The organism is Rhodococcus sp. ACPA4 (assembly GCF_002300185.1).
In the GTDB taxonomy this organism is placed as follows: domain Bacteria; phylum Actinomycetota; class Actinomycetes; order Mycobacteriales; family Mycobacteriaceae; genus Rhodococcus_F; species Rhodococcus_F globerula.
Genome location: NZ_NSDY01000001.1, coordinates 1,054,569 through 1,081,371, shown reverse-complemented (window position 1 = coordinate 1,081,371; position 26,803 = coordinate 1,054,569). Strand labels below are relative to the sequence as shown.

Genomic DNA, 26,803 nt, shown 5'->3' with positions numbered 1-26,803 from the left:
GCATGGCCTGAGTTGACGCGACCTCAGGTGTAGAACAGACAAGATGCGAGCCATCTATGTTTCCGAGACCGGCGGACCAGACGTTCTCACGCTGTCCGAACAACCCGAGCCCACGATCGGTGCACACGATCTCCGTGTCCGCACTGAAGCCATCGGCATCAACTTCATCGACACGTACTTCCGAATGGGCATGTATGCACGCGATCTCCCCTACATCCCCGGCGACGAGGGAACCGGGATCGTCGAGGCAGTCGGCTCCGAGGTAACGGAGTTCACTGTCGGCGAGCGGGTGGCATGGGCGGCAGCAACCGCAAGCTACGCCGAAAAGGTGGCTGTCGCGTCCACTGTTGCAGTAAAAGTTCCCGACGGTGTCTCTGCGCCGGTTGCCGCGTCAGCACTCCTGCAAGGCATGACCGCGCATTACCTCTCCAAGTCCACGTACCCGATCCAGCCGGGTGACACGGTGCTTGTGCACGCCGGTGCCGGCGGCGTCGGATTGATCCTCACGCAGATGGCAGTGAGTCTCGGCGCCAAGGTCATCACAACGGTGTCGTCAGATGCCAAAGAGCAACTGTCCCGCGAGGCCGGTGCGTCGGAGGTTTTGCGATACGAGGACGACATCGCGGCCCGGGTACGTGAGTTGACCGGCGGTGAAGGTGTCGCTGTGGCCTACGACGGAGTGGGTGCAACGACGTTCGATGCAAGCCTGGCGTCGGTACGAATCCGCGGGACCGTCGCGTTGTTCGGGGCCGCAAGTGGCGCTGTGCCGCCGGTTGATCCGCAGCGGCTCAACAGCTCAGGTTCACTGTTCCTGACACGGCCGACGTTGGCTCATTACATTCGCACGCCGGAGGAGTTGCGGTGGCGGGCCGGCGACGTCTTCGACGCCATCGCTGCGGGCACCTTGAAGATTCGGGTGGGTGCGCAGTATCCGCTGGCAGATGCTGCCCAGGCTCATCGTGATCTGGAAGGCCGGGCAACTACGGGATCAATCGTGCTGATTCCGTAGGTTCGTGGCTGCAGGCGGTCAGCTGAACATTTCGCTGATCGTCTGCAGTCCCAGCACCGAGTCGATGGCTAGGCCCACGAACAACACGGACAGGTAGTTGTTGGACTGCAAGAACAGCTTGAGGGGCTTGACCTCTGCGCCGCCGCGGACTCCGCGGTACAGCTGGTGAGCGAGGAGCAGGAACCAGGCACCGGCCAGCAGAGCAACGATCGCGTAGACGAGACCGGCTGCGGGAACGAGAATCAGGCTGGTGACAACCATTGCCCAGCTGTAGAACAGGATCTGCTTGGTGACGTGCTCTTCGGTGGCGATGACCGGGAGCATCGGGACGCCGGCAGCCTTGTAGTCCTCTTTGTAACGCATCGCGAGAGCCCACGTGTGGGGCGGCGTCCAGAAGAAGATGATCAGGAACAGAACGAACGGTTCCCAGCTGAGCGAACCGGTAACAGCGGCCCAACCGACCAAGACGGGCATGCAGCCTGCGGCGCCGCCCCAGACGACGTTCTGCCACGTACGACGCTTGAGCACCATGGTGTAGATCAGGACGTAGAACGCGATGGTGATGACAACGAGGACACCAGCCAGCAGGTTGGCGCGCCACCACAGCCACGCGAACGACGCCAGTCCGAGCGCAAGACCGAAGACCAGCGCGTTGCGCGTCGGGACGGCTTCTCGGGCCAGCGGGCGCTTGGCAGTGCGCTTCATGACCTTGTCGATATCCGCGTCGACGACGCAGTTGAGGGAGTTCGCGCTCGCGGCGCCCATCCATCCACCGAACAAGGTGCTCAGCACCAACCACAGGTCGACATTTCCGCGATCAGCCATGAGCATCGCCGGAATTGTTGCCACCAGGAGCAATTCGATGACTCGCGGCTTCGTGAGCGCGATGTAAGCCAGAACCTTCCCCATTGCGCGACCCAGAACGGTGTTCTGATTGGTCGCCCGCGGGGCTGCTCCGGGGCTGCCGAAGCCATGTCCGCTCGGCTGTTGCCCTGTCCGCACGTTCTCTCCTTGCACCACGCGTTACCGCACTATCTCTTCACGACACACTGCTGACACTTTTCTGGACTATCGCATTTGCTACTACGGACGATGGTAGACCGCGGTCATCGTGGAACCGAATCGACCCGGACAGCCAGGACCATTAGGCTAGGTGACGCAGCGGAGGGACACCTCTCCCTCGCAATCCACGTACACAATGTCAGGAGACATCTGCCAGTGTCGATCACAGACGAGATCCACGTCCTCACACAGCCAGTCCACCCCTCGGACTGGACCGACCTGGACACGAAGGCTGTCGATACCGCCCGCGTGCTCGCCGCCGATGCGGTTCAGAAGGTCGGCAACGGCCACCCCGGAACCGCAATGAGCTTGGCGCCGTTGGCATATACCTTGTTCCAGCGTGTCATGCGCCACGATCCGTCGGATGCGGAATGGGTAGGGCGCGACCGCTTCGTCCTCTCCTGTGGCCACTCTTCTCTGACGCTGTACACGCAGCTCTACCTCTCGGGTTACGGCCTCGAACTGGCAGACCTCGAAGCTCTCCGCACGTGGGGTGCCCTCACACCGGGTCACCCGGAGTTCGGTCACACTGTCGGCGTCGAGATGACGACGGGTCCGCTGGGTCAGGGCCTCGCGTCCGCAGTCGGCATGGCAATGGCTGCTCGTCGTGAGCGTGGATTGTTCGATCCGGAAACCCCGGTCGGCTCCTCCCCCTTCGACCATCACATCTACGTGATCGCGTCCGACGGTGACATCGAGGAAGGCGTCACGTCCGAGGCGTCGTCGCTTGCGGGTGTCCAGGAACTGGGCAACCTCATCGTCTTCTACGACGACAACAAGATCTCCATCGAGCACGACACTACGATCGCTCTCGGCGAAGACGTCGGCAAGCGCTATGAGGCATACGGCTGGCACGTTCAGCATGTCGAGGGTGGCGAGAACGTCTCTGGCATTCTCGACGCAGTCGCTGCGGCCAAGGCCGTCGTCGATCGCCCGTCGATCATTCTTCTTCGCACGATCATCGGTTTCCCGGCTCCGAAGAAGATGAACACCGGCGACGTTCACGGCTCCGCTCTCGGTGCCGACGAAGTTGCAGCGGTCAAGGAAGCTCTCGGCTTCGATCCGGCCAAGTCGTTCGACGTCGACGCCGACGCATTGGCTCACGCCCGTGAGGTCGTCTCCCGCGGAGCCGACGCGCACAAGGCGTGGCAGGTCGAGTTCGACGCTTGGGCGTCGCGTGAGTCCGAGCGCAAGGAACTGTTCGACCGCTTGTTCGCCGGTGAGTTCCCCGCCGGTTGGGCCGACGCTCTCCCGACGTACGAGCCCGACGCCAAGGGCGTCGCAACTCGTAAGGCTTCCGGTTCGGCGCTCAACGCGCTCGGCCCGATCCTGCCCGAGCTGTGGGGCGGCTCCGCCGACCTCGCCGGCAGCAACAACACCACCATCAAGGGTGCAGACTCCTTCGGTCCGTACTCCATCTCCACCAACGACTGGAACGCAAAGCCGTACGGCCGCACGCTCCACTTCGGTATCCGTGAGCACGCGATGGGCTCGATTCTCAACGGCATCGCATTGCACGGCCCGACCCGCCCCTATGGCGGAACGTTCATGGTGTTCTCCGACTACATGCGTCCGGCTGTTCGACTCGCCGCTCTCATGAAGACGGCTGTCACCTACGTGTGGACCCACGACTCCATCGGACTCGGCGAAGACGGCCCGACGCACCAGCCGGTCGAGCACCTTGCTGCTCTGCGCGCCATCCCGAACCTGTCCGTTGTCCGTCCGGGTGACGCCAACGAGACGTCGTTTGCCTGGCAGGCAGCCCTCGAGCACAAGACGGGCCCGACCGCTCTGGCACTTACCCGCCAGGACGTCCCGGTTCTCGAAGGCACCAAGGAAAAGGCAGCTGAGGGCGTCAAGCGCGGTGCATACGTGCTCGCCGATGCCGCCAACGGTGCTCCCGAGGTCATTCTGCTGGCCACCGGTTCCGAACTGCACCTCGCCACCGAGGCTCGCGAAACCCTCGAAGCTCAGGGCGTCGCAACGCGTGTTGTGTCGGTTCCGTGCCTCGACTGGTTCCTCGAGCAGGATCAGGCATACCGCGACGAGGTCATTCCTCCGGCCGTGCGTGCCCGCGTATCCGTCGAAGCCGGTATCGCAATGCCGTGGTGGCGCATTCTCGGCGACGCCGGCCAGGCCGTCTCGCTCGAGCATTACGGCGCTTCCGCCGATTACAAGACTTTGTTCCGGGAGTTCGGCATCACCGCCGACGCGACTGTCGAAGCCGCGCAGCGCTCCCTCGCCGCTGTGAAGGGATGATCTCGATGACACAGAATGTGAACACCGAAAAGCTATCCGCCGCAGGCGTTTCCATCTGGCTTGACGATCTTTCGCGAGATCGCATCCAGTCCGGAAACCTGCAGAACCTGATCGACACCAAGTCCATCGTGGGTGTCACCACCAACCCGTCGATCTTCCAGGCAGCCCTGTCCAAGGGTTCGGACTACGACGCGCAGGTCCGCGAGTTGGCCCAGCGCGGCGCCGATGTCGACGCCACCATCACGGCGGTCACCACCGACGACGTGCGCGCAGCGTGCGACATCCTGGCTCCGCAGTTCGAGGCGTCGAACGGCGTCGACGGCCGCGTGTCCATCGAGGTTGATCCTCGCCTGGCACACGACACCGACGCGACTGTCGCGCAGGCCATCGAGCTGCACAAGATCGTCGATCGCCCGAACGTCCTCATCAAGATCCCCGCGACGCTGGCCGGCATTCCCGCCATCGCCAAGGTGATCGGTGAAGGCATCAGCGTCAACGTCACGTTGATTTTCTCGGTCGAGCGCTACGAAGCCGTCATGGGTGCGTACCTCGACGGTCTGGAGACCGCGAAGGCTGCGGGCCGCGACATCTCGTCCATCGAGTCGGTGGCGTCGTTCTTCGTTTCCCGCGTGGATTCCGAGATCGACAACCGCCTCACGGCGATCGGCACGCCGGAGGCTCTCGAGCTTCGCGGCAAGGCTGCACTCGCAAATGCTCGTCTGGCATACAACGCATACCAGCAGGTCTTCGAGGTGCAGCCGCGCTTCCAGGGACTCCTGGCTGACGGCGCCAAGGCCCAGCGTCCGCTGTGGGCGTCGACGGGCGTGAAGAACCCTGACTACCCGGACACGCTCTACGTCACGGAGTTGGTTGCACCCAACACGGTCAACACCATGCCGGAGAAGACGCTCGACGCACTTGCCGACCACGGTGAGATCACGGGCGACACCGTCTCGGGCACCGCCCAGGAGTCGCAGGCAGTGTTCGATCAGCTCGCAGCCGTCGGCATCGATCTCGCGGACGTGTTCAATGTCCTCGAGACCGAGGGTGTCGACAAGTTCGAGGTGTCGTGGAACGAGTTGCTCGACGCGACTGCCGAGCAGCTCCGCGCAGCAACCCAGAAGAGCTGAGCCTGTGAGCGATTCCGCGGCGGCATCAGATTGGGTCAACCCCCTCAGAGACAGCACGGACAAACGTCTTCCGCATATTGCCGGGCCTTGTGCCCTGGTGATTTTCGGGGTCACCGGTGACTTGGCGCGGCGCAAGCTGATGCCGGCCATCTACGACCTAGCCAACCGAGGGCTGCTGCCGCCCGGATTCGCTCTGGTCGGGTTCGCCCGGCGCGACTGGACTGACGCAGACTTCGCACAGGTAGTTCTGGACGCGGTCAAGGACGGTGCTCGCACCAAGTTCCGGCAGAGCGTGTGGGAGCGGCTGGCGGACGGCATCCGATTCGTCAAGGGCAACTTCGACGATTCCGAGGGCTTCACGAACCTGGCCGACACTTTGGCCACACTCGACACCGAGCGGGGAATCGGTGGAAATCACGGCTTCTACCTCGCGATCCCGCCGGATGATTTCCCGCAGGTTCTCGAGCAGTTGTCGTCGTCCGGGCTTGCCCAGGCAGAAGAAGGCCAGTGGCGACGCGTTGTCATCGAGAAGCCGTTCGGTCACGATCTCGAAAGTGCTCGTGAACTGAACGCTGTGGTCAACAAGGTGTTCCCCGAGGACACGGTCTTCCGTATCGACCACTACCTCGGCAAGGAAACGGTTCAGAACATCCTGGCTCTGCGTTTCGCGAACCAGCTGTTCGATCCGATCTGGAACGCGCACTACGTCGACCACGTTCAGATCACGATGGCCGAGGACATCGGTCTCGGTGGCCGCGCCGGATACTACGACGGGATCGGCGCCGCTCGCGACGTCATCCAGAACCACCTGTTGCAACTGCTGGCGTTCACCGCGATGGAAGAGCCCATCAGCTTCGAGCCGCTCAACCTGCAAGCCGAGAAGATCAAGGTCCTCTCCGCCACCAGGCTCGCCGAACCTCTCGACGAGACCACCGCCCGTGGCCAGTACACGGGCGGCTGGCAGGGTGGTCTCCCGGTTGTCGGGCTTCTCGAAGAGGACGGCTTCGCGGCTGATTCCATCACCGAGACGTATGCGGCCATCACGCTCGAGGTCGACACTCGACGTTGGGCCGGTGTGCCGTTCTATCTGCGCACCGGTAAGCGTCTGGGACGCAGGGTCACGGAGATCGCCGTGGTCTTCAAGCGGGCGCCGCACCTGCCGTTCGACAAGACCATGACCGATGATCTCGGCCAGAACGCATTGGTCATCCGGGTGCAGCCCGATGAAGGCGTCACCATGCGCTTCGGATCGAAGGTTCCGGGATCGAGCATGGAAGTGCGCGATGTCAACATGGACTTCTCGTACGGCCAGGCCTTCACCGAGTCTTCACCCGAAGCGTACGAGCGACTCATCCTCGATGTGCTGCTCGGCGAGCCCTCACTGTTCCCGGTGAACGCTGAAGTCGAATTGTCTTGGGAGATACTCGATCCCGTCCTCGAACATTGGGCTGCCGGCGGCAAACCGGACCCGTACGAGGCCGGTACCTGGGGACCGGAATCCGCCGACGAAATGTTGAACCGCACCGGACGCGAATGGAGGCGACCCTAGTGATTCTCGATTTGCCGTCAACCACCACGGTCCAGGTCAGCAAGAAACTGGTCGAGGTACGCAAGACCGGCGGCGCTGTCACGTTGGGTCGTGTGTTGACTCTTGTTGTCTGCACCCGCGACACCGGCAACGCCGAAGAAGCGATCGAGGCAGCCAACGAAGCAAGCCGCGAGCACCCGTGTCGCGTCATCGTGCTGCTGCGCGGCGACGAGCAAAGCGAACCACGCCTCGACGCTCAGATCCGCGTCGGCGGCGACGCCGGCGCCTCGGAAGTTGTGGTGCTACGTCTCTACGGTCCGCTGGCGGATCACGAGAGCAGTGTTGTCATCCCGTTCCTGCTCCCGGACACACCGGTAGTCGCGTGGTGGCCGCTCGAGGCTCCCGCGATTCCGGCCAAGGATCCGGTGGGCAAGCTCGCCGTCCGTCGTATCACCGACGCCACCGGCGCACCTGATCCGACGGCGACTATCAAGGGGCGACTCGCGTCGTACACCGCCGGAGACACCGATCTGGCGTGGAGCCGCGTCACGTACTGGCGCGCGCTGCTGGCGTCGGCACTCGATCTGCCGCCACACGAAAACGTCACATCTGCTGTGGTGTCCGGCCTGAAAACCGAACCCGCACTGGACATTCTGGCTGGCTGGTTGGCTGCGAAGACCGGAGTTCCGGTATACCGCCGCACCGGCGCACTGAATGTCGAGTTGAAGCTCGAGACGCGCAGCATCTCCATCAGCCGCCCGCAGGAGGGCACAACTGCAACGCTGATCCGGACGGGTCAGCCGGATGCACTTGTGTCCCTTGGTCGCCGGGAGACACGCGATTGCCTCGCCGAGGAACTACGTCGACTCGATCCTGACGAAATCTACGAAGAGGCACTGGCCGGCCTCGAGAAGGTGACATATGAGTGATGTTGTCGTAGAAAAGTTTTCGGACGCGGGCCAGTTGGTCGATGCGGCCGCCGCACGTTTGGTAGACACCATCGTCGAGGCTCAGAAGACTCGCGGCGTTGCGTCCATCGTTCTGACCGGCGGCGGAACCGGCATCGCACTGCTCGAAAAGTTGCGCAAAACTCCTGGTGATATCGACTGGGCGCAGATCGACCTGTACTGGGGCGACGAGCGTTTCCTCCCGGCCGGCGATCCGGAGCGTAACGAGGTTCAAGCGCGCGAGGCGCTACTCGATCATGTTCCGGTCGATCCGGATCGGGTACATCCGATGGCTGCGTCCGACGGCATCTACGAAGGCGATCCAGACGGCGCGGCAACAGCCTACGAGCAGTTGCTGGGCGCGCAGGCGCACGGCAAGCAGGTCCCCACATTCGACGTGCACCTGCTTGGCATGGGCGGCGAAGGACACATCAACTCTCTGTTCCCGCACACCGACGCGGTTCGTGAAGAGTCTCGTTTTGTGGTCGCGGTGACGGACTCCCCCAAGCCCCCGCCGGTCCGCATCACTCTGACTTTGCCCGCCGTTCAGCGCGCGAAGGAAGTGTGGCTGCTCATTTCCGGCGCAGCAAAGGCTGAAGCTGTTGCTGCTGCCGTTGGCGGCGCTGCAGCGGTCGACTGGCCATGTGCCGGCGCCACAGGATTGGTTGCCACCCGGTGGTTCCTCGATTCGGACGCTGCCTCGCAGTTGCCCTGATCTCAGATTCACTCCGGCCGGGAGTCGTCTTCGGGCGACTCCCGTGCCGGTGGAACTTCTGTGGCCACTCCCCCACGACGGCTGCTACGCACAATTGCTAGCCTGCTCGAATTTCTTCGTGCCACAACCGAACTCATCGGCGTGACACCGTTTCTCCACTCGGCACTCTGCCCGACACAACGATTCATGTTCCCCCCGGTCCATGTTCTTGAGCACTCATGAATTTTGACGCGCCCAGAGCGCTTTCGGTTCCTCCTGTGTTTCGAGGCCTTGAACGTGGCAGCGCCGGCGAGCAGAATCGGACAATGGCGTGGACACCTCAACGTGATGCCCTACGCGGGCGTGTAGCTGTTGTTGCCGGGGCAACGCGGGGCGCTGGACGCGGAATCGCCGCAGCATTAGGCGAGGCGGGCGCCACGGTTATCTGCACTGGTCGGAGCACGTCCACCGGCATCCTTCAGTCGGACTACCCGCGGAGCGAAACCATCGAGGAGACCGCCGCTCTGGTCACCGAATTGGGTGGCGTCGGAGTACCGATTGCCGTCGATCACCTCAAGAGCACTCGAGTTGCTGATCTCGCTGAGCAACTACGCACCGACTACGGACATATCGACGTCTTGGTCAACGACATCTGGGGCGCAGAGTTACTCAAGGGTGGACCGGCGGAGTGGAACACTCCGGTATGGGAACACGATCTGGACAAAGGCTTTCACATCTTGCGCCTGGCGATCGACACCCACATCACCACGTCGCATCATCTGCTGCCGCTCATGATCGATCGGCCAGGTGGACTGGTTGTCGAAATAACCGATGGCACTACCGAATACAACGCCTCGAACTATCGCATCTCAGTGTTCTACGACTTGGCAAAAGTGTCGGTGAACAGGCTCGCATATTCGCAGGGCCATGAACTTGGCCCGTTCGGATGTTCCGCCGTTGCCATTACTCCGGGTTTCCTGCGATCGGAGATGATGCTCGATAATTTTGGTGTCACAGAATCGAATTGGCGCGACGCACTACTGCCGAATCGGGATGGGCCGACTGCGCCACCTGATTTTGCTCATTCCGAGTCGCCGAGATTTGTCGGACGCGCAGTGGCCGCCCTTGCCGCTGATCCGAATCGTGCCCGATGGAATCAGCGATCTGTCAGTTCGGGTGAACTCGGAGCAGAGTACGGGTTCGCCGACATAGATGGTTCGAGGCCCAACTTCTGGCAGCCGAAGCCGGACTAATCGACGGCACGATGGTCGTCGCGCTTGTCCTCGACCTCACGCAATGACCACCCTTGAACAAAGCGCTTCGCGTTGACCAAATATGCACGAAGGTGGGTAGTCAATCTCGAGATTTCCCAAGGTTCCAGATTCGCCATACCTAATGGTCTCATTTCAGAACGCGTGGGTAGATCGGGGGCCTGACCCATCACTCCGGTTTGATGAACCGAGCTTCGACCGTCGGCGGAACTGGGATGAGGTGGACAATCCGTTCAGTGACCGGCAGCTCCCGGATGGCAGTGATCGCCTCCCACTTAAACGCGCCACACTCATTTGTCGGCAGGTCCGGAGCGAGCAGTCCCAGGCCTTGATCGTCGACGAGCCACACAATCGGAGGTGTCGGCTGGTCCACAAAGCAGGTGCGCATTTCCGGCGGTGTATCTGATGGAAGCCGGTAGCCGGCAATAACGGCGCCCATATCGCCCTCACGTCGTTCCTCGACCCACGACACTGAGTGCTCTACGACGCCAGCGCTCCAGTCACCCTCACAAGTGACCACTCGGACGGGCACAAAATCGGCCGGGATAGGTCGCGGTTCGGGTACCGGAGCAACCGTCTGCGGTAGGTCGGAGAATCCGAGAAGATTGCCGGCCAGGCAGGTTGGTTCCACCAGGCCAGGCACATTCACTCGCGACGTCGGTGGCGCAACGTCGTCCGCGTTGTTGCTCGGCGCACCACATCCCACTAACAAGGCGACGGTCGCAACGCCCAGCAATTCCCGTGAACACCGCATAAGGCACCATACTGCTCAATCGATTGTCGATTGCACAGTCGACAACGCTCGGTGACGATATGTTCGACACGTGACCACAGAAAGCCCCGAGACGATCGACCAGTACATCGCGTCCTTCCCGATCGATGTGCAACCTGTGCTCGAGAGCGTCCGTCAGACCATCCACAAAGCAGTTCCCGGCGCCGGCGAAACCATCAGCTACCAGATGCCGACCTTCACGGTCGACGGCAAAAGTCTGGTGCATTTTGCCGGATGGAAACACCACATTTCGATGTATCCACTCCCCGAGGGCGACGCCGAATTCGAGAAGGCAATCGACCCGTATCGATCAGCCAAAGCGACGGCGAAGTTTCCGTTGAACAAGCCGATCCCGCTCGACCTCGTCGCGAGGATTACCGAATTGCTCGCGGCCAGACACTAACCCGGTTTTCCGAAGGCTTCCAACATCCGCGCGCGAATTGTGCATCCGCGCGGTTGATCAACCGCGCGGATGCACAATCCCCCTGCGGCAGTGGCGGTATCGAAGGTTCAGCCCGCCGGAAGCCTTGTTGCATCCAAGGCGTTAGGCCGTCTATCGGACAGTCGCGATTCCGGCCAGGATGAGATCGATGCCGGCAAGAAATTGGTCGCGGTCGTCGTGATCACGCAACTGCGGTGTCACCTGACGTAAGAACGGGTACTCGGCTGAGTCGAGTTGTTCCCACCCTGAGGTGATTGTCGCGAGGAAGGCCGATCGATCCGTCTCGCGTGCGTGAAGGCGGGCCCCTGCGGCATACTGTCCGGCCAGGCCGAGGACATAGTTCACGAGTGCGGAAGCGCAGTCGAACTGCGCGGATTCGGGAACTCCGAGTTCTTGGAGTTGCCGGCCAACGCCTTCGAATATCTGCAGCACCGCGGACTGCCACGGCTCACGAGAGAGCTGGGTGCCGACCCACGGGTGTGCGTCGATCGCGTCGAAGACCTCGAGAACCGTAGTGCGGATGGTTTCCCGCGGCGTCGCCCCTGGGACGACGCCGGTCATAACACGTGTGATGACGTCGGTGGTCGTCGCTGCAAGCAGTTCGTTCTTGTTTGCAACGTGCCAGTAGATTGCGCCACTTCCGGTTGCCAGGCGAGACGCCAACGCGCGAAATGTCAGCGCGCCCTCGCCCTCGCTGTCGAGGATCTCGATCGCGGCCTCGACGATTCGCTCTTTCGACAGTGCATCCGTGCGTCGTTCGTTCCGCTGCGACGTTGTGTCCATCTGTCCATCTTGACATATCTGGAACACTGTTCCAAGATCGACAATGGAACAACGTTCCAATCTCATTGAAAGGAATTAAAACCATGACAACTCCAGTCACGATCATCGGAGCCGGACTCGGCGGCCTCACCCTCGCGCGTGTCCTCCACGTTCACGGCATCGCTGCAACGATCTACGAGTCGGAGCCCTCTGCCGAAGCCCGCACGCAGGGAGGTCAGCTCGACATCCACGAAAACAACGGGCAACTCGCGCTCGCGGCGGCCGGTCTCACCGACCAGTTCCGCGCGATCATCCACGAAGGTGGCGCGGCTTCACGGATACTCGACCAACACGGCACCGTGCTCCTCGACGAACCGGACGACGGCACCGGTGGACGGCCCGAGGTGCTTCGCGGGGATCTTCGCGAGATCCTGCTCGACTCACTACCTGACGGGACCATTGAGTGGGGACGGAAAGTGTCCAGTGCCGTTTCCCTCGGCGACGGCCGGCACGAACTCACCTTCGACGACGGCACAACCGTCACTACCGGCCTTCTCGTGGGCGCCGACGGCGCGTGGTCGAAGATTCGACCTCTACTCTCCGACGCCACACCCGAGTACGTGGGCACCGTATTCATCGAGACATACCTGCACGATGTTGACGAGCGACACCCCGCGACAGCCGACATAGTCGGCGGCGGCGCTCTGTATGCGCTCGCCCCAGGTAAGGGAATCACCGCGCACCGCGAGTCCGGCGGCGTCATTCACACGTACGTTCAACTGAACCGGCCCGCCGAGTGGATTGCGAGCATCGATTTCACCGACACCGCCACATCGATTGCTCGAGTCGCGGCCGAATTCGACGGGTGGGCACCAGAACTCACCGCGCTCATCACCGCGGGCGAAACCGCGCTGATCTCGCGTCCGATCCACGCTCTCCCAAATGATCACCGGTGGGACCACGTTCCGGGGGTGACGCTCCTCGGTGACGCGGCGCACCTGATGGCGCCGTCCGGCGAGGGAGCGAACTTGGCAATGTACGACGGCGCCGAACTCGGGAAGGCGATTGCAGCGCATCCAGACAATCTCGAAGAGGCACTTGCCGACTACGAAGCGGCGATGTTCTCCCGCAGCCAATCGGAAGCGGCGGACGCAGACGTGATCCTGGGACTCTGCCTTGGCGACCGCGCTCCGCTCTCACTCGTCGAGTTCTTCACCGCCCCACAGCCTGCGCATTCGTAACGCTTATCGGTCGTCGCATGTCACGCTTGTGAGACATATCCGTACCGGGTACGCGATATCGACATCGAGGGATGGTCACATGACATACGACAAAGCACTGGCAGACCGGATCCGCGATGCACTCGTGAGCGAGGACGACGTCAGTGAGGTGAAAATGTTCGGCGGCCTGAGTTACATGGTCAACGGACAATTGGCGGTCGCAGCGAACTCTAACGGCAACCTCTTGATCCGCTGCGCGCCGGAACGCGTCGACGAACTGCTGCTACACAAGGGCGCACACTGGCCTGACATGCGCGGAAAGCCGATGAGCAAAGGTTGGGTCGAGGTCGATCGCACTGGCACCAGTTCAACCGTGGAGTTCAACGCCTGGATCAAGGAAGCCCTGGATTTCGCGCACTCACAGTAGCCTCACACCTCTAATTGAACACGTTCAACTATGCCGCGTAGACTCAGTTTTGAACACGTTCAAAACTAGGAGACGTCATGAGTAGTCGCGGAACTGAGACGCGGGAAAAGCTTGTGGATACCGCCTTGCGACTCTTCCGCGACGAGGGCTTCCAGTCGACAACCATGCGCCGGATCGCAAGCGAGGCAGGCGTCTCTCTCGGAAATACCTACTACTACTTCGCCAGCAAGGACGAACTTGTCCATGAGCTGTATCTAGTCGTCCAGCGCGATCACCGCGATCGGGCGCTTCCACTGTTGCGCCAGGGCGGCTCACTCGCGGAGAACCTGAAGACAGTTCTGCATTCCGGACTCGATGTCATGACGCCCTATCACGACTTCGGCGGATCATTCCTGCAGAGTGCGTTACCTACCACCTCGCGATCCAGCCCGTTTTCGGTCGAGTCCACCGATGCCCGAGCAATGGCGATCGATCTGATGCGCGAGGCTCTGACTGCCTCCCACCAGCGGACACCGCCCTCATTGGAGAAACAGCTCCCCACACTTCTGTGGCTCACCTATATGGGTGTGACTCTGCACTGGGTCACCGATTCGTCGCCCGGACAAGCACGTACGCGTGCATTGGTCGACGGTCTCGCCCCAGTTGTCGCGAAAACCGTCAAGCTCGCCCGCCTACCAGTGGCCAGGAGCTTGGTCGGTGACGTCGCGAAATTGATGGCCAAAGTCACTGCGCGAGAAGAGGAGACCGTGCGATGAGCACCATGAATTGCGTCGTCATTTGCGGAGCGTCGGGCTATATCGGGCAGTACCTTCGTCGCTCGCTCGAAGCCAGTGGGATCAATGTTCGGACGATCGGGCGGAGCGACTCGAGTGATGCCACTTGGTCCGACAGACAAGGCGTCGTCGACGTTCTGGATGGAGCGGATCTGGTTGTCAATCTCGCCGGACGCTCGGTGAGCTGCCGCTACAACAAGCGCAACGCCGATGAGATCTTTTCCTCACGGGTGGAAACCACGGCGCAGCTTGGTCGCGCACTGGCCCGCACACCACAGCCGCCATCACTCTGGATAAATGCCAGCACCGGCACAATCTATCGAGACGCTCGTGATCGGCCGATGAACGAGAGGACCGGCGAGCTGGGAACAGGATTCTCGGTGGCTGTCGCGCGAGCTTGGGAGCAAGAGCTGTTCGAGGCACCGACAACCGTTCGCAAGGTGGCGCTTCGGATGTCGATCGTGCTCGGCGCCGGCGGCGGGGCGATTAATCCGTTCATCAATCTGGCCCGCGTCGGCTTCGGCGGAAGAATGGGCGACGGTCGGCAGATGTTCAGTTGGGTTCACGTCGACGACTTAGTTCGTTCCATCACCCACGTCTACGAGCACCACGCCATCTCCGGTCCGGTCAATGTCGCCTCGCCCGTTGCGGTGACCAACGACGTGTTGATGCGTGAGATGCGTGCATCCCTGGGTCGAGCGCGCGGGTTGCCGACGCCCGGCTGGATGCTGGAGTTCGGCGCACGCGTAATACACACCGAAGCCGAGCTAGTGCTCAAGAGCCGCTGGGTGGACCCGGGCGTGCTCGCCGATACCGGCTTCCAGTTCACGTTTCCGACGCTGAACTCGGCGCTGCACCAAATAGTTCAGGAGACTCCGCGAGGCTTGCTTCCCGTTGCTTTGGGCTGACAGTCCGGGCCAGGTCTGCACTCACGTTCAATTGAATATTGTCGAATCGGTCACAACACAGAGGGCGGTCCCTAGACTCCGAAGAAGCTAGACATGAGCAACAACGTTGTTAGAGAGAGTCGGTCCACCCAGTGACTATTCGGGTAAGTCAGCCGTATGAGCAGCAGCCGTTCGGGATTTCACCCCGGGTACCTCAAATGCCGATGCCTGCTCATTTCAGGCCGAATCTGATCGCAGCAGCGCTCTCGTGTGTCGGCATCATCATCGGCAGCATCGGTCCGTGGACGTCGTTCCTCGCGCTGGGTAGTTCCGGTATCGGCGAATGCGGCGTGATCACCCTGATCCTCGGGATCGGTGCAGCTTTCGCATTGACTCCGCTTCTTTCGAGGGGCGTCACACCGCAGGTGAAGAACCACTGCATTGGCCCCTTGGCGGGAATCGCAGTCTTGATCGTTGCCGTCGGCAACGCCGCCTGCATACTCCAACGCGGCACCGAGATCGCCGGAAAGATCATTGGACCGTCAGTGGGATGGGGGCTCTGGCTGGTCGTGATCTCCGCGCTAGTCCTGTCCATTACGTCATCGACGCTCGCGCAACTGATCAGAGCGCAGGCCACCACTTAGACCGTCGAGATTACGAGCGGCGTTTCAACCTGACGTTCCCGGCAACCGACCACGGAGCATCGGCGGCGTCATGAACGGACGTTGCGTTGACGCGCGGAATCTGCGCCGATCAAGAGTGTTATTACGGCAAGTACCCCGAAGCCCGCCGTCAGTGTCGCGACGGCTGCCACGCCCGCGACGATCAGCGGGCCGCCCGCGTCGCCGAGTTCACGTCCCAGTTCGGCCGCACCCATGGTTTGACCCATTCGCTCCTCGGGCGTCGATGCAGCAAGCGCGGCAAACCCCAGCGGTGTGATGATGCCGGTGCCAATGCCAACAGCAACTGCCGCGGCGAGAATCCCGACCAGTCCCGGAATCATGGCAAGCGCCAGACCGGCGGCGGTGACAACCAATCCCCATGCCACACCTCGTTCGACGGTGATTTTTCCCGCGTCGAGTGCTCGCCCTGCTCGCGGTTGCGCAAATGCCGCACACAACGCCAGTACTGACACGGCCGCACCTGTTGCTATCGGTCCAAGTCCGGCATCAACGCCGGCAACCGGGAGAAACCCCACACCGACCGACAGTGCGGCAGTGGCCGCCGCAAGAGCTGCGGTGGGACCGAGGAACTGACGATCACTCAGGCGACGAGCCAAATCAACCACGGTTTGCCTGGCCCGAGGTAGCGGCAGAAGCGCAGGTACCACGACCTTGGCCCAGATCGCGACAACCAGCGCGAGGACGGCCATGACTGCAAACAGGAGTGTGAGACCACCGATCCACACGATCACACCGCCCAGCAACGGGCCGAGGGTATAGCCGAGACTTTTGTAGAACCCGTAGGTTCCGAAAGCACTGCCGTGCTTGCCTTTTCGGGTCAATCGAGCCACCGAAGAACTTGCAGCGGGCGAGAATGCCGATGCTGCCGCACCTTGGCCGAGCCGCGCCAACCACAACCAATCCGTATCCGCGACAACAACAAACAGCAACGATGCTGCGGCAAACGCGACGAGCCCGCCGAGCAGGACCGGCTTGGCACCGATCCGATCTGCCAGCGTGCCGAACACAGGTTTGAGCAGGACTTCGGCGCCGTCGTACAGGGCCAGCAGTAGACCGAGATAGAGCAGCGAATTCGCCAGATCGTCGAGATCGAACACGAGGTTCGCCGCAACGGCATGGGCTCCGAATGCAGTCGTGAACCCGGCCGCGTACAGCGGCCACATCTGCCATCGCGCGCCTTCGACCTGGGCTTTGTTGTCACTCATGTGAGATCACCGTCGTCAATGCCTTCAGGAGAGTGCAGTGCGTTGATTACTCGCTCCGAGTAGTCCTCGAACCGCAGGGTGCACTGCTGGAGCGCCGCCGTTGCGCTTTCCGCATTCCTCGCGCCGAATACGTCGCGCGCCTTCAAATCTCGATGCCAGCGACGCAGCCTGTCCAGGCTCTGCTCTTCTTCCTCGAGTTCTGCGAGTGTAAATTTCTGGATCCGGATCTCCTTGTCGAGCTCGGCCTCGTATTTCGCACAGTCCGACAGGAATTCGGTCCAGTCTTCCTCGCGGGCCGCGGTGAACATCGCGGCGAATCGCGAGTTGTCTTCCTCGCTCGCACCCGTTGCGTTGAGGAAGACAATTTCACCGGACGCGCGGTCGACAAGTTCTTTCGCACGGTCGACGCCTGCCGCGAATGCCGGAACGTTCGGCACAGCCCAGGTGCCTTGCCCGATCGACAACGCACCCACTTTGCGCAGTTCTCGCCACACGGCAACACGGTGACGCGTCGGCTCGGCAGCAATCTTGATCAGGATTATCCGCCAACTCACGGATGACTCGGAATTCACACTGGAGAATGTATCACCCGTTACATCTCAAAGTGTGAAGCTCGTTTCCGTCCGCATCGCTCACTTACCTTCATCTGGGCTGCCAACACTGCTCTGAGTGGGTCTGTTTCGGTTCCGCCAGGATCGAATTGCAAAGACGGTCGACCCGACAACACCGACAACCCGGACCGACACCACTGTGAAGTACCACCGGTCGAGCCGTTCATTTTCGTACCATCAGGAGGTGCCTTGATGATCCGATTCCGCCTTACGGACTCGCAACCAGTTGGAAGATCTGGACGCCATGGCTGGTTCCCCTTGTGGAATGGTGGAATGCGGAGTGGTGGAACACCTGGCACTGACTCGCGGCGATCAATCAACGCACCAAAGCTAAAGTCCCAAAAGCTAAAGTCAATGTATGACAAGGCTTTCGGTAGCAAAGCGGCTGAGCATAGCGGCGCTGTTCACAACGGGCCTGGCTGGATGCGGCGCTCCCTCCGAACCATCACCGGAGAAGGTTGAAATCGGCACCGCCTACAGCTACACGATGTACACCCACTGCGGTGCGCGAGAGGCCAAGTTCGCCGGCGAATACTGGGAAGCGGTCAACACCGATGCTCGGCAAAATAACTCGCCCTCCGGTTGGGACGACCCGTACCAGAAGGGCACTATGACCCGGTTATCCGAAACCGCAGCTGTTTTCGAGGCTGACGGGAGAGAGAAGCGCTATCTATTACGACCGGGCGCCACAACTTTCCAACAAGTCTGCTCCTGATCGCACTCACGCAGCGCCGCGACGACGCATGGAGAATCCCGTATGCCCCCACGCCTAGGTTGGATCGGCGATTCGTTGCCCGATAGCGCGACATGGCTCGCGCCCTACCCGTACCCCGACGCAGGACCGACGGGTCACTGGCTAGCCGACCGCTACCCGCATGTTCTGCGAATCCTGCACCCGGCCTATATCCATGACGACGGCGAGCCGCGAGCGGTGACATGGTCCCAGGTCGCCACTGCCGTGGGCGCAGAGATGATTGTCGGGACGCAGTTTTCCGAGATCGTCGGAGCGTGGTTTCCCAATAGTGTCGGACGCCCGGATCCGTGCGCGACAATCGAGGGCATCTTCGACACTGAACCGGAAATGGGGTCACTGCCGCCAGAGCTGATCGATGTCGTCTACGACCACTTCGACGACGTGCAATCGGGACTGTTCTGGGATGGGTGGGGCGAGTTCCTCGACGAACCGATCCGCGGTTGTGCTCGCGTCTCGGATGGCCTGCAGGGGTGGAACTACCAGGTAGTCACGACAACCCGGTCCCCCGCACAACGCGCCACACGGACGCGCACCCCGAACTTTTGGTGGCCCGCGGACCAATCCTGGTGCGGCGCAACCGGGATCGACGACATGGACACGCTTGTCGTGTCCGCCGACCTCGCCCGGCTCGAATCCGTCCACGCGAACCCAGGTCTCGAAACACAGTTGTATTCACGCTGACAAAAACACTCACCATTGCATCTGCCAACCACGGTGGCGCACAGTGAAGTAGTGGAGAATTCACAGCATCGACACGCGGCACATCCGGAACGCACACCGGCTTACGGCGTCGTGATGATCATCGTGGCTCTGGCTGCGGCGATTGCCGTCAGTTTTGCCGGCCCGACATGGTTGCGAATTGCGGTGTACGTCTTGGCAGGTGCCGCGATTGCAGTCGGGTTCGTTTTTACGCTGCGAGACTACTCGAACTGAACTGCTCCCCGAATGTCAGAACTGAACTCGTCAGTCCGAGATTCGGGGAGCAGTTCACGCAGAACGATGGCTGCTATGCGGCGCTGCCCATGCTCGCTGAGTCGAAGCTGCCGAGCCCGGTGCTACCGAGACCGCTGCTCCCGACACCGCCCAGTGCGAGCGCATTGCTGCTGCCTGCGCTGAAAAGCTGGACAATTATGTTGATCACGACGGGGTCACCGGTGAGCGGAATTGTAGGCACAGGAAGACCTGCTTTCTGTTTCGCGGGTGGATACGAATGTGCGTGGGAGACAGTGAGGTCTGTCAAAGTCCGCCGACACTACTGAATTCAATGCTTCCGGCACTGCCGAACGAGACGATCGGGCCGGCACTTCCGAAACCGAGTGCGCTGGCAAGAGAGCCGAAGTCGATGACCAGGCTGCCCTGGGTGTACGGCGAGTTGATCACGATGATTCCTGTCTGCGACGTTACGGTGCGAGCGGGTAGATCGATCAGGGCACGGGCGTCGTGGGATCTTCGCCGCCGCCCGGGAGCGGAGCGTTATTGGTGAAGAGAAAGCTGCTGCCCGCGTTGAACATCTGCAGGACGGTGTTCATGACGACGGCCAAAGCGCCGGTCGTTGGTGAGGCGATCATGTATTACTCCTGGCCTAAGCGGGGTGGCGGTGTGGTCACCCCCTCAGATCGTGGGGGCGAGAAACGTGCCCCTGTGCGAAGGATCTCGCACAGGGGCACGAAATGCGTCCCTAGGCGACGCCGCCGCCGTTCGTCGAGCCAGTTCCGGTGCTGCCTGCGTTGAACAGCTGCAGGATCGTGTCGAAGAAGGCACCGAGGAGGGCGTTTTCCTGGCCGTTGATCATGTCTTTCCCCTTTTTCGTTACTGGTCTGCGCGGTGATTCGCGCCACATTTTTATATCCCGGTTGTCTACTGAAAAGTGGGGTCCAGCCATCAAAAGTGGGTTGTTACCAGTGAGTTATGTGAGGTTTCACAATTTCACTGGACGGATGTCCACGTCGGTGCTGACAAAGGTCAGTGCGATCATCGCCGCACGCAGTTTAAGCAGCTCAGAGGGCAAAGTCGGGTCCAATCCGGTGAGGTGTGCAATGCGCTTGATCCGGTTGTCGACAGTGTTCGTGTGCAGGCCCAACGCTGACGCGGTGCGCTGCCGGTGCTGGTCGTTCGACAAGTGCACGGACAGCGTCTGCAACAGTTCAGGGTTGCTGTCGAGCGGCCTGAGTAGGCCGATCAGGCTGTCGCGCGCCGGGCCGATCCGGGTCAATTGATACTCGAGCGCGAGGTCCTCCATCCGGTATGACTGCGCCGGCAGCCCGAGCCTCCGGACGAGGTGGACCAACTCGCGGGTGGTCGCCTGGGCCGCTGGGAGATCCTCGAGTGCGGCATTCTCGCCGACCGCCGTGATCTGCACCCCGATCTTGGCCGTCGCCTGACGCACAACTTGGCACACCAACCCCCAGTGTGGTGTGCCCTCGATGAGGACCAGGCCGCGTTGCGGCGCCGGGGCTTCGAGCAACTTGGCTCCGAAGTGGGCAGCGACCTTGGCTTGTGCCGCGGCGAGATCACGGTATGCCTGCAGGCGCTGATGCGCGCCGTCCCTGGCCCCCGGCCGGGGTTTCGGTAGGTTCACGAGGAGCCGCAGAACGAGATAGCGGGGTGCGAGCTCGATACCCAACTGCAACGCAAGATCAGTGGGATCGTCTCCATCCAACATGGCTTTGACGAGGGCGCCGGCGGAGCTCCCCTCGAGCTGGGCGCCGGCAGGGATCGCCGCCAGATAGCTGACCGAGATGAATGAATGAAGGCGCTGCGCGACTGTGAACAGGAGGTGGTTGAGCTCCTTGAGGTTGGCAGAGTCCTCGACGCCCGCTCTGCTGAGGATAAGGTTCCGAATGACGCTGATGGCCTCGTCTGTTACGGCAAGGATGGCACTGAGGGGGACGCCCTGGCGGGCCTGCCGGACGGTCAGGGTGTGAATACTGTCCAGGTCGCGGTCGGTCGGCAGCTTCCTGTGGTCCATGAGTTGGATCGCCAGTTGCAACCCCTGCGCGGTCACCGCAACCAAATCCTCCTGAACGGATTCCAGGTTGAGGGTTTTGAAGGTTGCGTTGGCGCGGGAGAAGTTCTTCACAAGTTCGGCCGCCAGCGGGACGAAGTCGCGGACCGCAGTGGAGGCGGGTTCGCCTCCGAGCATCAGCGGCCCCGAGGTATTCAACAGCGCAGTGGACATCGTAGACAAGCCTCCTCGAGACAAGAGTGTCGCGCGGCGCGATGGCCGGCGGCTCGACGCGTCAGGGAATGAGAAACCCGCCGCGGTGCCCGAATTGAGGACTTTAGCCGCTTGCGTCTGCCGTTCCCGATTACGTCAGGCGATGTGATGTCTACCACATGAACGGTCGTCCAATTGTCAAATGAGACAATTTGGATTTCTGGTCGGTCGGCATGACATGGTCACGCCGACCGACTACACCGGAGGCTCCCGGCGTGGGCAAAATGACCGCTATTTAGCCGCTGTTCCGCAGCGCCGTAGCCAGGCCGTTCATCGTCAGCTGAATACCGCGCCGGACCTGGTCACTCTCGTCACCTGATCGATATCGCCTGATCAACTCGACCTGCAAGTGATTGAGCGGTTCGAGATACGGGAAACGGTTGTGGACGGAACGTTCCAGGCCTGAATTATCAGCAAACAAATCGTCGTAGCCGGTGATCTCCTTGTACATCCGAACGGTTCGCGCATGCTCGTCGGTGATCATGCCGAAGACTCGATCACGCAGTTCTACGTCGGGAACCAATTCCGCGTAGCGGGCCGCCAAGCCCATGTCGGATTTCGACATCACCATCGCCATGTTCGAGAGCACCGTCCGGAAGAACGGCCACTTCTCGTACAAACGCGTCAGCGTCGCCAAACGCTCCGGTTTGCCGTCGATCCATCGTTCGAATGCCGCGCCTGTGCCGTACCAGCCTGGCAGCATGACACGTGACTGACTCCAGGACAACACCCACGGAATCGCACGCAGATCGGAGATCGCCTTGGTCTGCTTACGCGAGGCGGGTCGGCTACCGATGTTGAGTGCCCCGATTTCTGCAACCGGCGTCGACGCCTCGAAGTACTGGACGAATCCCGGTGTGTCATGGACCAATTCGCTGTACGCGGTACGCGCCAGGGCAGCAAGCTCATCCAGAACGGTGTACGCCGCCTCGGCGTCGCTTCCGAGCCCTTCGACGTCGAGCAACGTCGACTCCAACGTCGCAGCGATGAGCGTCTCGAGGTTGCGATGAGCCAACCGCGGCTCGGCGTATTTCGCTGCGATCACCTCACCCTGCTCGGTGATCCTCAGCGAACCTTCGACAGCTCCGGGAGGTTGCGCAAGAATTGCCTCGTAGCTGGGTCCACCACCACGCCCGACGGTTCCGCCGCGACCGTGGAAGAGCCGCAACCGGATTCCACTCTTCCGTGCGGCGTCGACCAGATCGAGTTCTGCGCGGTACAGCGCCCAATTGGCAGCCAGGTAGCCACCGTCCTTGTTGGAATCGGAGTACCCGAGCATCACTTCCTGGCTGTTGCCCCGGGACGTCACGATGGCTCGGTAAATCGGAATGTCGAGCGTGGCAAGCAATGTTGCCGCGCCGCCCTGCAAGTCCTCGATCGTCTCGAACAGCGGAACAATGCCGATGGGGCATGACGGCTCACCACCAACACCCGGATCGAGAACTCCCACCTCCTTGAGCAGGACCGCGGCCTCGAGCATGTCGCTCACGGAGCTGCACATGCTGATGATGTAGTTGGGAACAGCACCGGCGCCCAGAACTCGAACTGCCTTGGCACCGGCGTGCATGATCGCCAGTTCCTTGGTCGTCAGTTCGGAGAACTCCGCATCCGGCGACGTCAACGGCCGACGGGTGGTCAGTTCCGCCGAGAGCAGGTCCACTTTTTCCGATTCCGACAACGACGCATAGTCCGGGTGAACACCCGACCAGGCCAACAACTCGGCAACGACGCTCTCATGAACTTCGGAGTTCTGCCGCATGTCCAGACCCGAGAGGTGAAACCCGAACACCTCCACGGCTTCTCGCAAACGTTCGAGGCGATCATCGGCTATCACCGCGTCACCGTTGCGGCGCAGTGACGTGTCGATGACAGCTAGATCGTGCTGAAGTTGCGCGGGTTCGCGGTATGCCTCCAGCCCGGAGTCGCCGCCGTGCGCGGGCATCTCCCCCAAGATGGAAAGTCCTGTGGCGGTGAGGCGTCCACGGATTCCTCGGATTGCGCGACGGTAGGGTTCGTCCGCCCGGAACACCGAATCGTCACCCGAGGTCGATGCCAGAAGATCCAATTCCGGTGTCACCGTGACCAACCGCGCCGACATCGACAGCTCGCGCTCTAGATGTTCGAGTTCGGCGAGGTGATGCTCGATTGCCGTGGCCGCCGCTCGGGTCGTCGCGCGATGCACGATCTCCCCCGTCACATAGGGGTTTCCGTCGCGGTCACCGCCGATCCAGGAACCCGGACGCAAGATCGGCTCACGCAGGAGGTCTGCGTCGGGCCACCGGCTTCGAAGCGCCTTGCGCACTTCGGCGTTGATTTTGGGAATGACTTCGAACAGGGCTGCGTCGTAGTAACGCAATCCGACTTCGATCTCGTCCTGGATTCGTAGACGCGAGAGCCGGATCAGCGCGGTCTGCCAAAGAGTAAGAATCTGCCGACGCAAGTCCAGGTCGACGTCCGCGGTTTCCCCGACGCTCAACGCCGTGCGTTCGCGGTAGCGCATCAATTCGGTGATGCGAGACTGTGTCTCGAAGACTGTCCGTCGACGCGTTTCCGTCGGATGAGCTGTGATGACCGGTGAGACAAGGGCGCCGCGCAGTGCATCTTCGACAGTCGCGGAGTTGATGTCCGCACCGTCGAGTTTGCGGTAGGTAGCGGCCAGTGTGCTGTCACGCGGTGGTTCGCCGGCATTGATGTGAATGGCGCGCCGACGCTCACGGTGGATGTCCTCAGCCAGATTGGCGAGCAAGGCGAAGTGGCTGAACGCACGGATCACCGGGATAGCGTCTGCGGTGCTGACTCCAGCGAACAACGACACCAGTTCGGCGCGGTCAATTTCGGAACGGCGTACTCGGAACGATTCCACCCGGGCGCGTTCAACAAGATCGAATACGGTGTCGCCGGCCTGTTCGCGAACAATCTGCCCCAGGATCCCGCCGAGAAGCCGCATGTCCTCACGCAGTGGCTCGGTGGCCTCGCGTGGTGTTTCACGATGCTGATTCGAGACGAATTCGGTCATCGTTCAATTATCAACGGAAACGCAGAACCCCGCTCGATGGCGGGGTTCTGTGTGAAATACGTGATGGGAGGCGATCAGGCGAACTTGATCTCCAGGCCGATGCCGACGATCGAAATGACCCAGATCAGAGCGGTGAAAACAGTCAATCTGTCGAGGTTCTTCTCGACCACTGTCGATCCGGACAGGCTGGACTGGACACCGCCGCCGAACAGGCTCGACAGCCCGCCGCCCTTGGCCCGATGCAGCAGCACCAGCAGAATCAAGAGCAAGCTGGTGATGACCAGCAGGATATCCAAGAACAGTTCCATGTCTGTCTACGGCCACCAATCCAATAGGGACAACTACAACCGATAACACCATACAGGCGATCACAGCTAACCCGACCACATACCCGTGCGACAGGTTGTCTCGTTCGGTGGTACCGATCACAACGCCGAGTTTCCGGCCCGCTAGTTTCGAAGTGACGCGACGTTACCTTCGGAAGGCTTGTTCTGATGCACACCGACACCACTGGTCCCACAACACACGAGAGCACTCCGCGTCTCGCTTCCGTCCACAACTTCCGAGATGTCGCCGGAAACGGATACTCGACATCAAGCGGGACCACCATGCGGCGCGGTGTCTTCTACCGTGCCAACGTCCTCATCCCCACCGGGGCGGATCTGGCTGTTGTCGAATCGTTGGGCCTGACCGCCGTCTACGACGTTCGCTCCGAGGCCGAGGCTTCGGAAACCCCGGACACCATTCTCTCGGCAGCCAAGTACACACACATCCCGATCCTTCCGGGAACAATTCAGAACTCGGCTCTGGCAATCCGCACCGTCGACTCTGCGCAGGATTTCATGCGCGAACTCAATCGCAGTTTTGTGACCGACGACGCGACCCGCGCCGGGTTCTCCCAATTGCTTACCGCGCTCGCGACAACACCGGGACCCCAGTTGTTCCATTGCACCGCCGGAAAGGATCGCACGGGTTGGGCAGCAGCGTTGCTGCAGACTCTCGCAGGGGTTCCGCAGGAGACCATCGTCGACGATTATCTGCTCACCAACACCTACTCCGCGGCTTACGTCGACGCGGCTGCCGAGCGTATTGCTCAAACGGCTGCGATCGGTCGGGCCGACGTGGTCCGTGTCATGTTGACCGTCGAGGAGAGTTACCTCGGTGCAGCCTTCGAGCAGGTGGGCGCCAGCTACTCGTCAATTGAGAACTATCTGCACGACGGACTCGGCCTCACCGCCGACACCATCGACGCACTCGGCTCAAAACTGGTTGCCTGAGAATGCAAAAACAGTGGGCGCGTAACCATTTCGGTTACGCGCCCACTGTTCTTTTCAGATCACATGCTAGCTAGGCAGTGGCCCGCCCGCTGCAATCGCAGACAACGTGGCAAACTCGTCCGCCTTGAGTGACGCGCCGCCGACAAGAGCGCCGTCGACGTCGGCCTGGCCGACGATCTCTCCGACATTCTTGGCGCTGACGCTGCCGCCGTACAGGACTCGTACGCCTGCAGCCACGTCAGCGTCGGCGAGTTCGGCGACCGTGCCGCGAACCGCTGCGCACACTTCCTGAGCGTCCTCAGCAGAAGCGACTCGACCGGTGCCGATTGCCCAGACAGGCTCGTACGCGATGACGATCTTGGAGATCTCCTCCGCGCTCAAGCCGGCCAGAGAACCCTTGAGCTGCTCCACGTTGTAGGCGACGTGGTTGCCTGCTTCGCGAATCTCGAGGCCCTCACCGATGCACACAATCGGTGTGAGGTCGTTCTTCAAGGCAGCCTTGGTCTTGGCGAGGACAAGCTCGTTGGTCTCACCGTGCAGGGTGCGACGCTCCGAGTGTCCGACCACGACGTAGGTGCATCCGAGCTTGGCCAGCATGGAGCCGCTGATCTCGCCGGTGAATGCACCGCTGTCCTGAGCGGAGACGTCCTGCGCGCCGTACGTGAGCAGGAGCTTGTCGCCCTCGATCAGCGTCTGGACGCTACGGATGTCGGTGAACGGCGGGATAACCGTGACGTCCACTTTGTCGAAGTACTTCGCAGGCAAGGAGAACGCGATCTTCTGCACCAGGGCGATAGCCTCGAGGTGGTTCAGATTCATCTTCCAGTTGCCGGCGATCAACGGCTTACGTGCCATGT

Annotated in this window: 30 protein-coding genes; 17 read left to right on the top strand and 13 right to left on the bottom strand. The window is 61.5% G+C overall.

Annotated features, from left to right (window positions below):
- The first annotated feature begins 43 nt into the window (after positions 1-43).
- Entirely contained in the window at positions 44-1,009 is a 966-nt protein-coding gene (locus CJ178_RS05090; RefSeq protein WP_095886273.1) for a quinone oxidoreductase family protein, read from the top strand.
- A gap of 18 nt (positions 1,010-1,027) precedes the next feature.
- Here the strand turns inward: CJ178_RS05090 and CJ178_RS05085 are convergent, their stop codons facing one another.
- Entirely contained in the window at positions 1,028-2,011 is a 984-nt protein-coding gene (locus CJ178_RS05085; RefSeq protein ID WP_045068066.1) for a heme o synthase, read from the bottom strand.
- A 216-nt stretch (positions 2,012-2,227) separates the two neighbouring features.
- On the opposite strand from CJ178_RS05085, the gene tkt reads away from it, so the two are divergent.
- The 6 genes from tkt to CJ178_RS05055 all read left to right on the top strand — a co-directional run bounded on the left by tkt (position 2,228) and on the right by CJ178_RS05055 (position 9,882).
- On the top strand, positions 2,228-4,330 hold the full coding sequence (tkt, locus tag CJ178_RS05080) for a transketolase (RefSeq protein ID WP_095886272.1): 2,103 nt from the start codon (positions 2,228-2,230) through the stop codon (positions 4,328-4,330).
- Positions 4,331-4,335: 5 nt separating this feature from the next.
- A complete protein-coding gene (gene tal, locus CJ178_RS05075; protein ID WP_045068064.1) occupies positions 4,336-5,460 on the top strand; it encodes a transaldolase in 1,125 nt (374 codons plus the stop codon).
- Positions 5,461-5,464: 4 nt separating this feature from the next.
- Positions 5,465-7,009 carry a glucose-6-phosphate dehydrogenase gene (gene zwf / locus CJ178_RS05070; protein WP_033232114.1) on the top strand — a complete coding sequence of 515 codons (1,545 nt, stop codon included), beginning with the start codon at positions 5,465-5,467 and terminating at the stop codon, positions 7,007-7,009.
- Positions 7,009-7,917 (top strand): glucose-6-phosphate dehydrogenase assembly protein OpcA, encoded by a 909-nt coding sequence (gene opcA / locus CJ178_RS05065; protein ID WP_092808104.1) that lies wholly within the window; start codon positions 7,009-7,011, stop codon positions 7,915-7,917. Before zwf ends, opcA begins: the two co-directional genes overlap by 1 nt.
- Positions 7,910-8,650 carry a 6-phosphogluconolactonase gene (pgl, locus tag CJ178_RS05060; RefSeq protein ID WP_095886271.1) on the top strand — a complete coding sequence of 247 codons (741 nt, stop codon included), beginning with the start codon at positions 7,910-7,912 and terminating at the stop codon, positions 8,648-8,650. The genes opcA and pgl overlap by 8 nt, the downstream gene beginning before the upstream one ends.
- A gap of 305 nt (positions 8,651-8,955) precedes the next feature.
- A complete protein-coding gene (locus tag CJ178_RS05055) occupies positions 8,956-9,882 on the top strand; it encodes an SDR family oxidoreductase (protein WP_095886270.1) in 927 nt (308 codons plus the stop codon).
- Here CJ178_RS05055 and CJ178_RS32685 read toward each other — a convergent pair.
- On the bottom strand, positions 9,879-10,019 hold the full coding sequence (locus CJ178_RS32685) for a hypothetical protein (protein WP_155276677.1): 141 nt from the start codon (positions 10,017-10,019) through the stop codon (positions 9,879-9,881). The two genes, CJ178_RS05055 and CJ178_RS32685, sit on opposite strands and share 4 nt — an antisense overlap.
- A gap of 50 nt (positions 10,020-10,069) precedes the next feature.
- Positions 10,070-10,654, bottom strand: coding sequence for a hypothetical protein (locus CJ178_RS05050; protein ID WP_095886269.1), 585 nt, complete (start codon positions 10,652-10,654; stop codon positions 10,070-10,072).
- A 70-nt stretch (positions 10,655-10,724) separates the two neighbouring features.
- Between CJ178_RS05050 and CJ178_RS05045 the strand changes: the two genes are divergently transcribed.
- Positions 10,725-11,075 (top strand): iron chaperone, encoded by a 351-nt coding sequence (locus CJ178_RS05045; protein ID WP_095886268.1) that lies wholly within the window; start codon positions 10,725-10,727, stop codon positions 11,073-11,075.
- A gap of 150 nt (positions 11,076-11,225) precedes the next feature.
- Here the strand turns inward: CJ178_RS05045 and CJ178_RS05040 are convergent, their stop codons facing one another.
- On the bottom strand, positions 11,226-11,897 hold the full coding sequence (locus CJ178_RS05040; protein ID WP_095886267.1) for a TetR/AcrR family transcriptional regulator: 672 nt from the start codon (positions 11,895-11,897) through the stop codon (positions 11,226-11,228).
- Between the two features lie 83 nt (positions 11,898-11,980).
- Between CJ178_RS05040 and CJ178_RS05035 the strand changes: the two genes are divergently transcribed.
- The 5 genes from CJ178_RS05035 to CJ178_RS05015 all read left to right on the top strand — a co-directional run bounded on the left by CJ178_RS05035 (position 11,981) and on the right by CJ178_RS05015 (position 15,827).
- Complete coding sequence (locus tag CJ178_RS05035) at positions 11,981-13,117, top strand: FAD-dependent oxidoreductase (protein WP_095886266.1); 1,137 nt, start codon at positions 11,981-11,983, stop codon at positions 13,115-13,117.
- A 79-nt stretch (positions 13,118-13,196) separates the two neighbouring features.
- A complete protein-coding gene (locus tag CJ178_RS05030; protein WP_095886265.1) occupies positions 13,197-13,523 on the top strand; it encodes a TfoX/Sxy family protein in 327 nt (108 codons plus the stop codon).
- 77 nt (positions 13,524-13,600) lie between these two features.
- A complete protein-coding gene (locus CJ178_RS05025) occupies positions 13,601-14,278 on the top strand; it encodes a TetR family transcriptional regulator (RefSeq protein WP_095886264.1) in 678 nt (225 codons plus the stop codon).
- Complete coding sequence (locus CJ178_RS05020) at positions 14,275-15,204, top strand: TIGR01777 family oxidoreductase (protein ID WP_257013006.1); 930 nt, start codon at positions 14,275-14,277, stop codon at positions 15,202-15,204. The genes CJ178_RS05025 and CJ178_RS05020 overlap by 4 nt, the downstream gene beginning before the upstream one ends.
- 203 nt (positions 15,205-15,407) lie before the next feature.
- On the top strand, positions 15,408-15,827 hold the full coding sequence (locus tag CJ178_RS05015) for a hypothetical protein (RefSeq protein ID WP_257013005.1): 420 nt from the start codon (positions 15,408-15,410) through the stop codon (positions 15,825-15,827).
- A 68-nt stretch (positions 15,828-15,895) separates the two neighbouring features.
- On the opposite strand, the gene CJ178_RS05010 is transcribed toward CJ178_RS05015, so the two are convergent.
- Together CJ178_RS05010 and CJ178_RS05005 are read right to left on the bottom strand one after the other, a co-directional pair.
- The gene (locus CJ178_RS05010) at positions 15,896-17,071 is read right to left on the bottom strand and encodes an MFS transporter (protein WP_257013004.1); all 1,176 of its coding nucleotides are present in this window, start codon (positions 17,069-17,071) and stop codon (positions 15,896-15,898) included.
- Positions 17,068-17,643: a Chromate resistance protein ChrB gene (locus CJ178_RS05005; protein ID WP_051730339.1), complete on the bottom strand. Its 576-nt coding sequence runs from the start codon at positions 17,641-17,643 to the stop codon at positions 17,068-17,070. The genes CJ178_RS05010 and CJ178_RS05005 overlap by 4 nt, the downstream gene beginning before the upstream one ends.
- Positions 17,644-18,040: 397 nt before the next feature.
- Here CJ178_RS05005 and CJ178_RS05000 point away from each other — a divergent pair, with 397 nt between their 5' ends.
- From CJ178_RS05000 to CJ178_RS04990, 3 genes are read left to right on the top strand one after another with little or no spacing between them, the layout of a single operon-like run.
- Positions 18,041-18,397 carry a hypothetical protein gene (locus CJ178_RS05000; protein ID WP_095886262.1) on the top strand — a complete coding sequence of 119 codons (357 nt, stop codon included), beginning with the start codon at positions 18,041-18,043 and terminating at the stop codon, positions 18,395-18,397.
- A gap of 42 nt (positions 18,398-18,439) precedes the next feature.
- Complete coding sequence (locus CJ178_RS04995) at positions 18,440-19,117, top strand: hypothetical protein (RefSeq protein WP_095886261.1); 678 nt, start codon at positions 18,440-18,442, stop codon at positions 19,115-19,117.
- A 51-nt stretch (positions 19,118-19,168) separates the two neighbouring features.
- Positions 19,169-19,369 (top strand): hypothetical protein, encoded by a 201-nt coding sequence (locus tag CJ178_RS04990; RefSeq protein ID WP_033232250.1) that lies wholly within the window; start codon positions 19,169-19,171, stop codon positions 19,367-19,369.
- Positions 19,370-19,442: 73 nt separating this feature from the next.
- Here the strand turns inward: CJ178_RS04990 and CJ178_RS32680 are convergent, their stop codons facing one another.
- The 6 genes from CJ178_RS32680 to secG form a co-directional block, all read right to left on the bottom strand.
- Positions 19,443-19,610: a hypothetical protein gene (locus CJ178_RS32680; protein ID WP_165826287.1), complete on the bottom strand. Its 168-nt coding sequence runs from the start codon at positions 19,608-19,610 to the stop codon at positions 19,443-19,445.
- A 62-nt stretch (positions 19,611-19,672) separates the two neighbouring features.
- Positions 19,673-19,816, bottom strand: coding sequence for a hypothetical protein (locus CJ178_RS32675; RefSeq protein ID WP_165826289.1), 144 nt, complete (start codon positions 19,814-19,816; stop codon positions 19,673-19,675).
- A 44-nt stretch (positions 19,817-19,860) separates the two neighbouring features.
- On the bottom strand, positions 19,861-20,004 hold the full coding sequence (locus CJ178_RS32670) for a hypothetical protein (RefSeq protein ID WP_165826291.1): 144 nt from the start codon (positions 20,002-20,004) through the stop codon (positions 19,861-19,863).
- Between the two features lie 350 nt (positions 20,005-20,354).
- Entirely contained in the window at positions 20,355-21,614 is a 1,260-nt protein-coding gene (locus tag CJ178_RS04985; RefSeq protein WP_095886259.1) for a PucR family transcriptional regulator, read from the bottom strand.
- A gap of 274 nt (positions 21,615-21,888) precedes the next feature.
- Positions 21,889-24,669, bottom strand: a complete 2,781-nt coding sequence (gene ppc, locus CJ178_RS04980; RefSeq protein ID WP_095886258.1) for a phosphoenolpyruvate carboxylase — start codon at positions 24,667-24,669, stop codon at positions 21,889-21,891.
- A gap of 74 nt (positions 24,670-24,743) precedes the next feature.
- Positions 24,744-24,977 carry a preprotein translocase subunit SecG gene (secG, locus tag CJ178_RS04975; protein ID WP_033232127.1) on the bottom strand — a complete coding sequence of 78 codons (234 nt, stop codon included), beginning with the start codon at positions 24,975-24,977 and terminating at the stop codon, positions 24,744-24,746.
- Between the two features lie 186 nt (positions 24,978-25,163).
- Between secG and CJ178_RS04970 the strand changes: the two genes are divergently transcribed.
- Complete coding sequence (locus CJ178_RS04970; protein ID WP_033232128.1) at positions 25,164-25,946, top strand: tyrosine-protein phosphatase; 783 nt, start codon at positions 25,164-25,166, stop codon at positions 25,944-25,946.
- Between the two features lie 66 nt (positions 25,947-26,012).
- Here the strand turns inward: CJ178_RS04970 and tpiA are convergent, their stop codons facing one another.
- On the bottom strand, positions 26,013-26,801 hold the full coding sequence (gene tpiA / locus CJ178_RS04965) for a triose-phosphate isomerase (protein ID WP_095886257.1): 789 nt from the start codon (positions 26,799-26,801) through the stop codon (positions 26,013-26,015).
- Positions 26,802-26,803 lie beyond the last annotated feature (2 nt).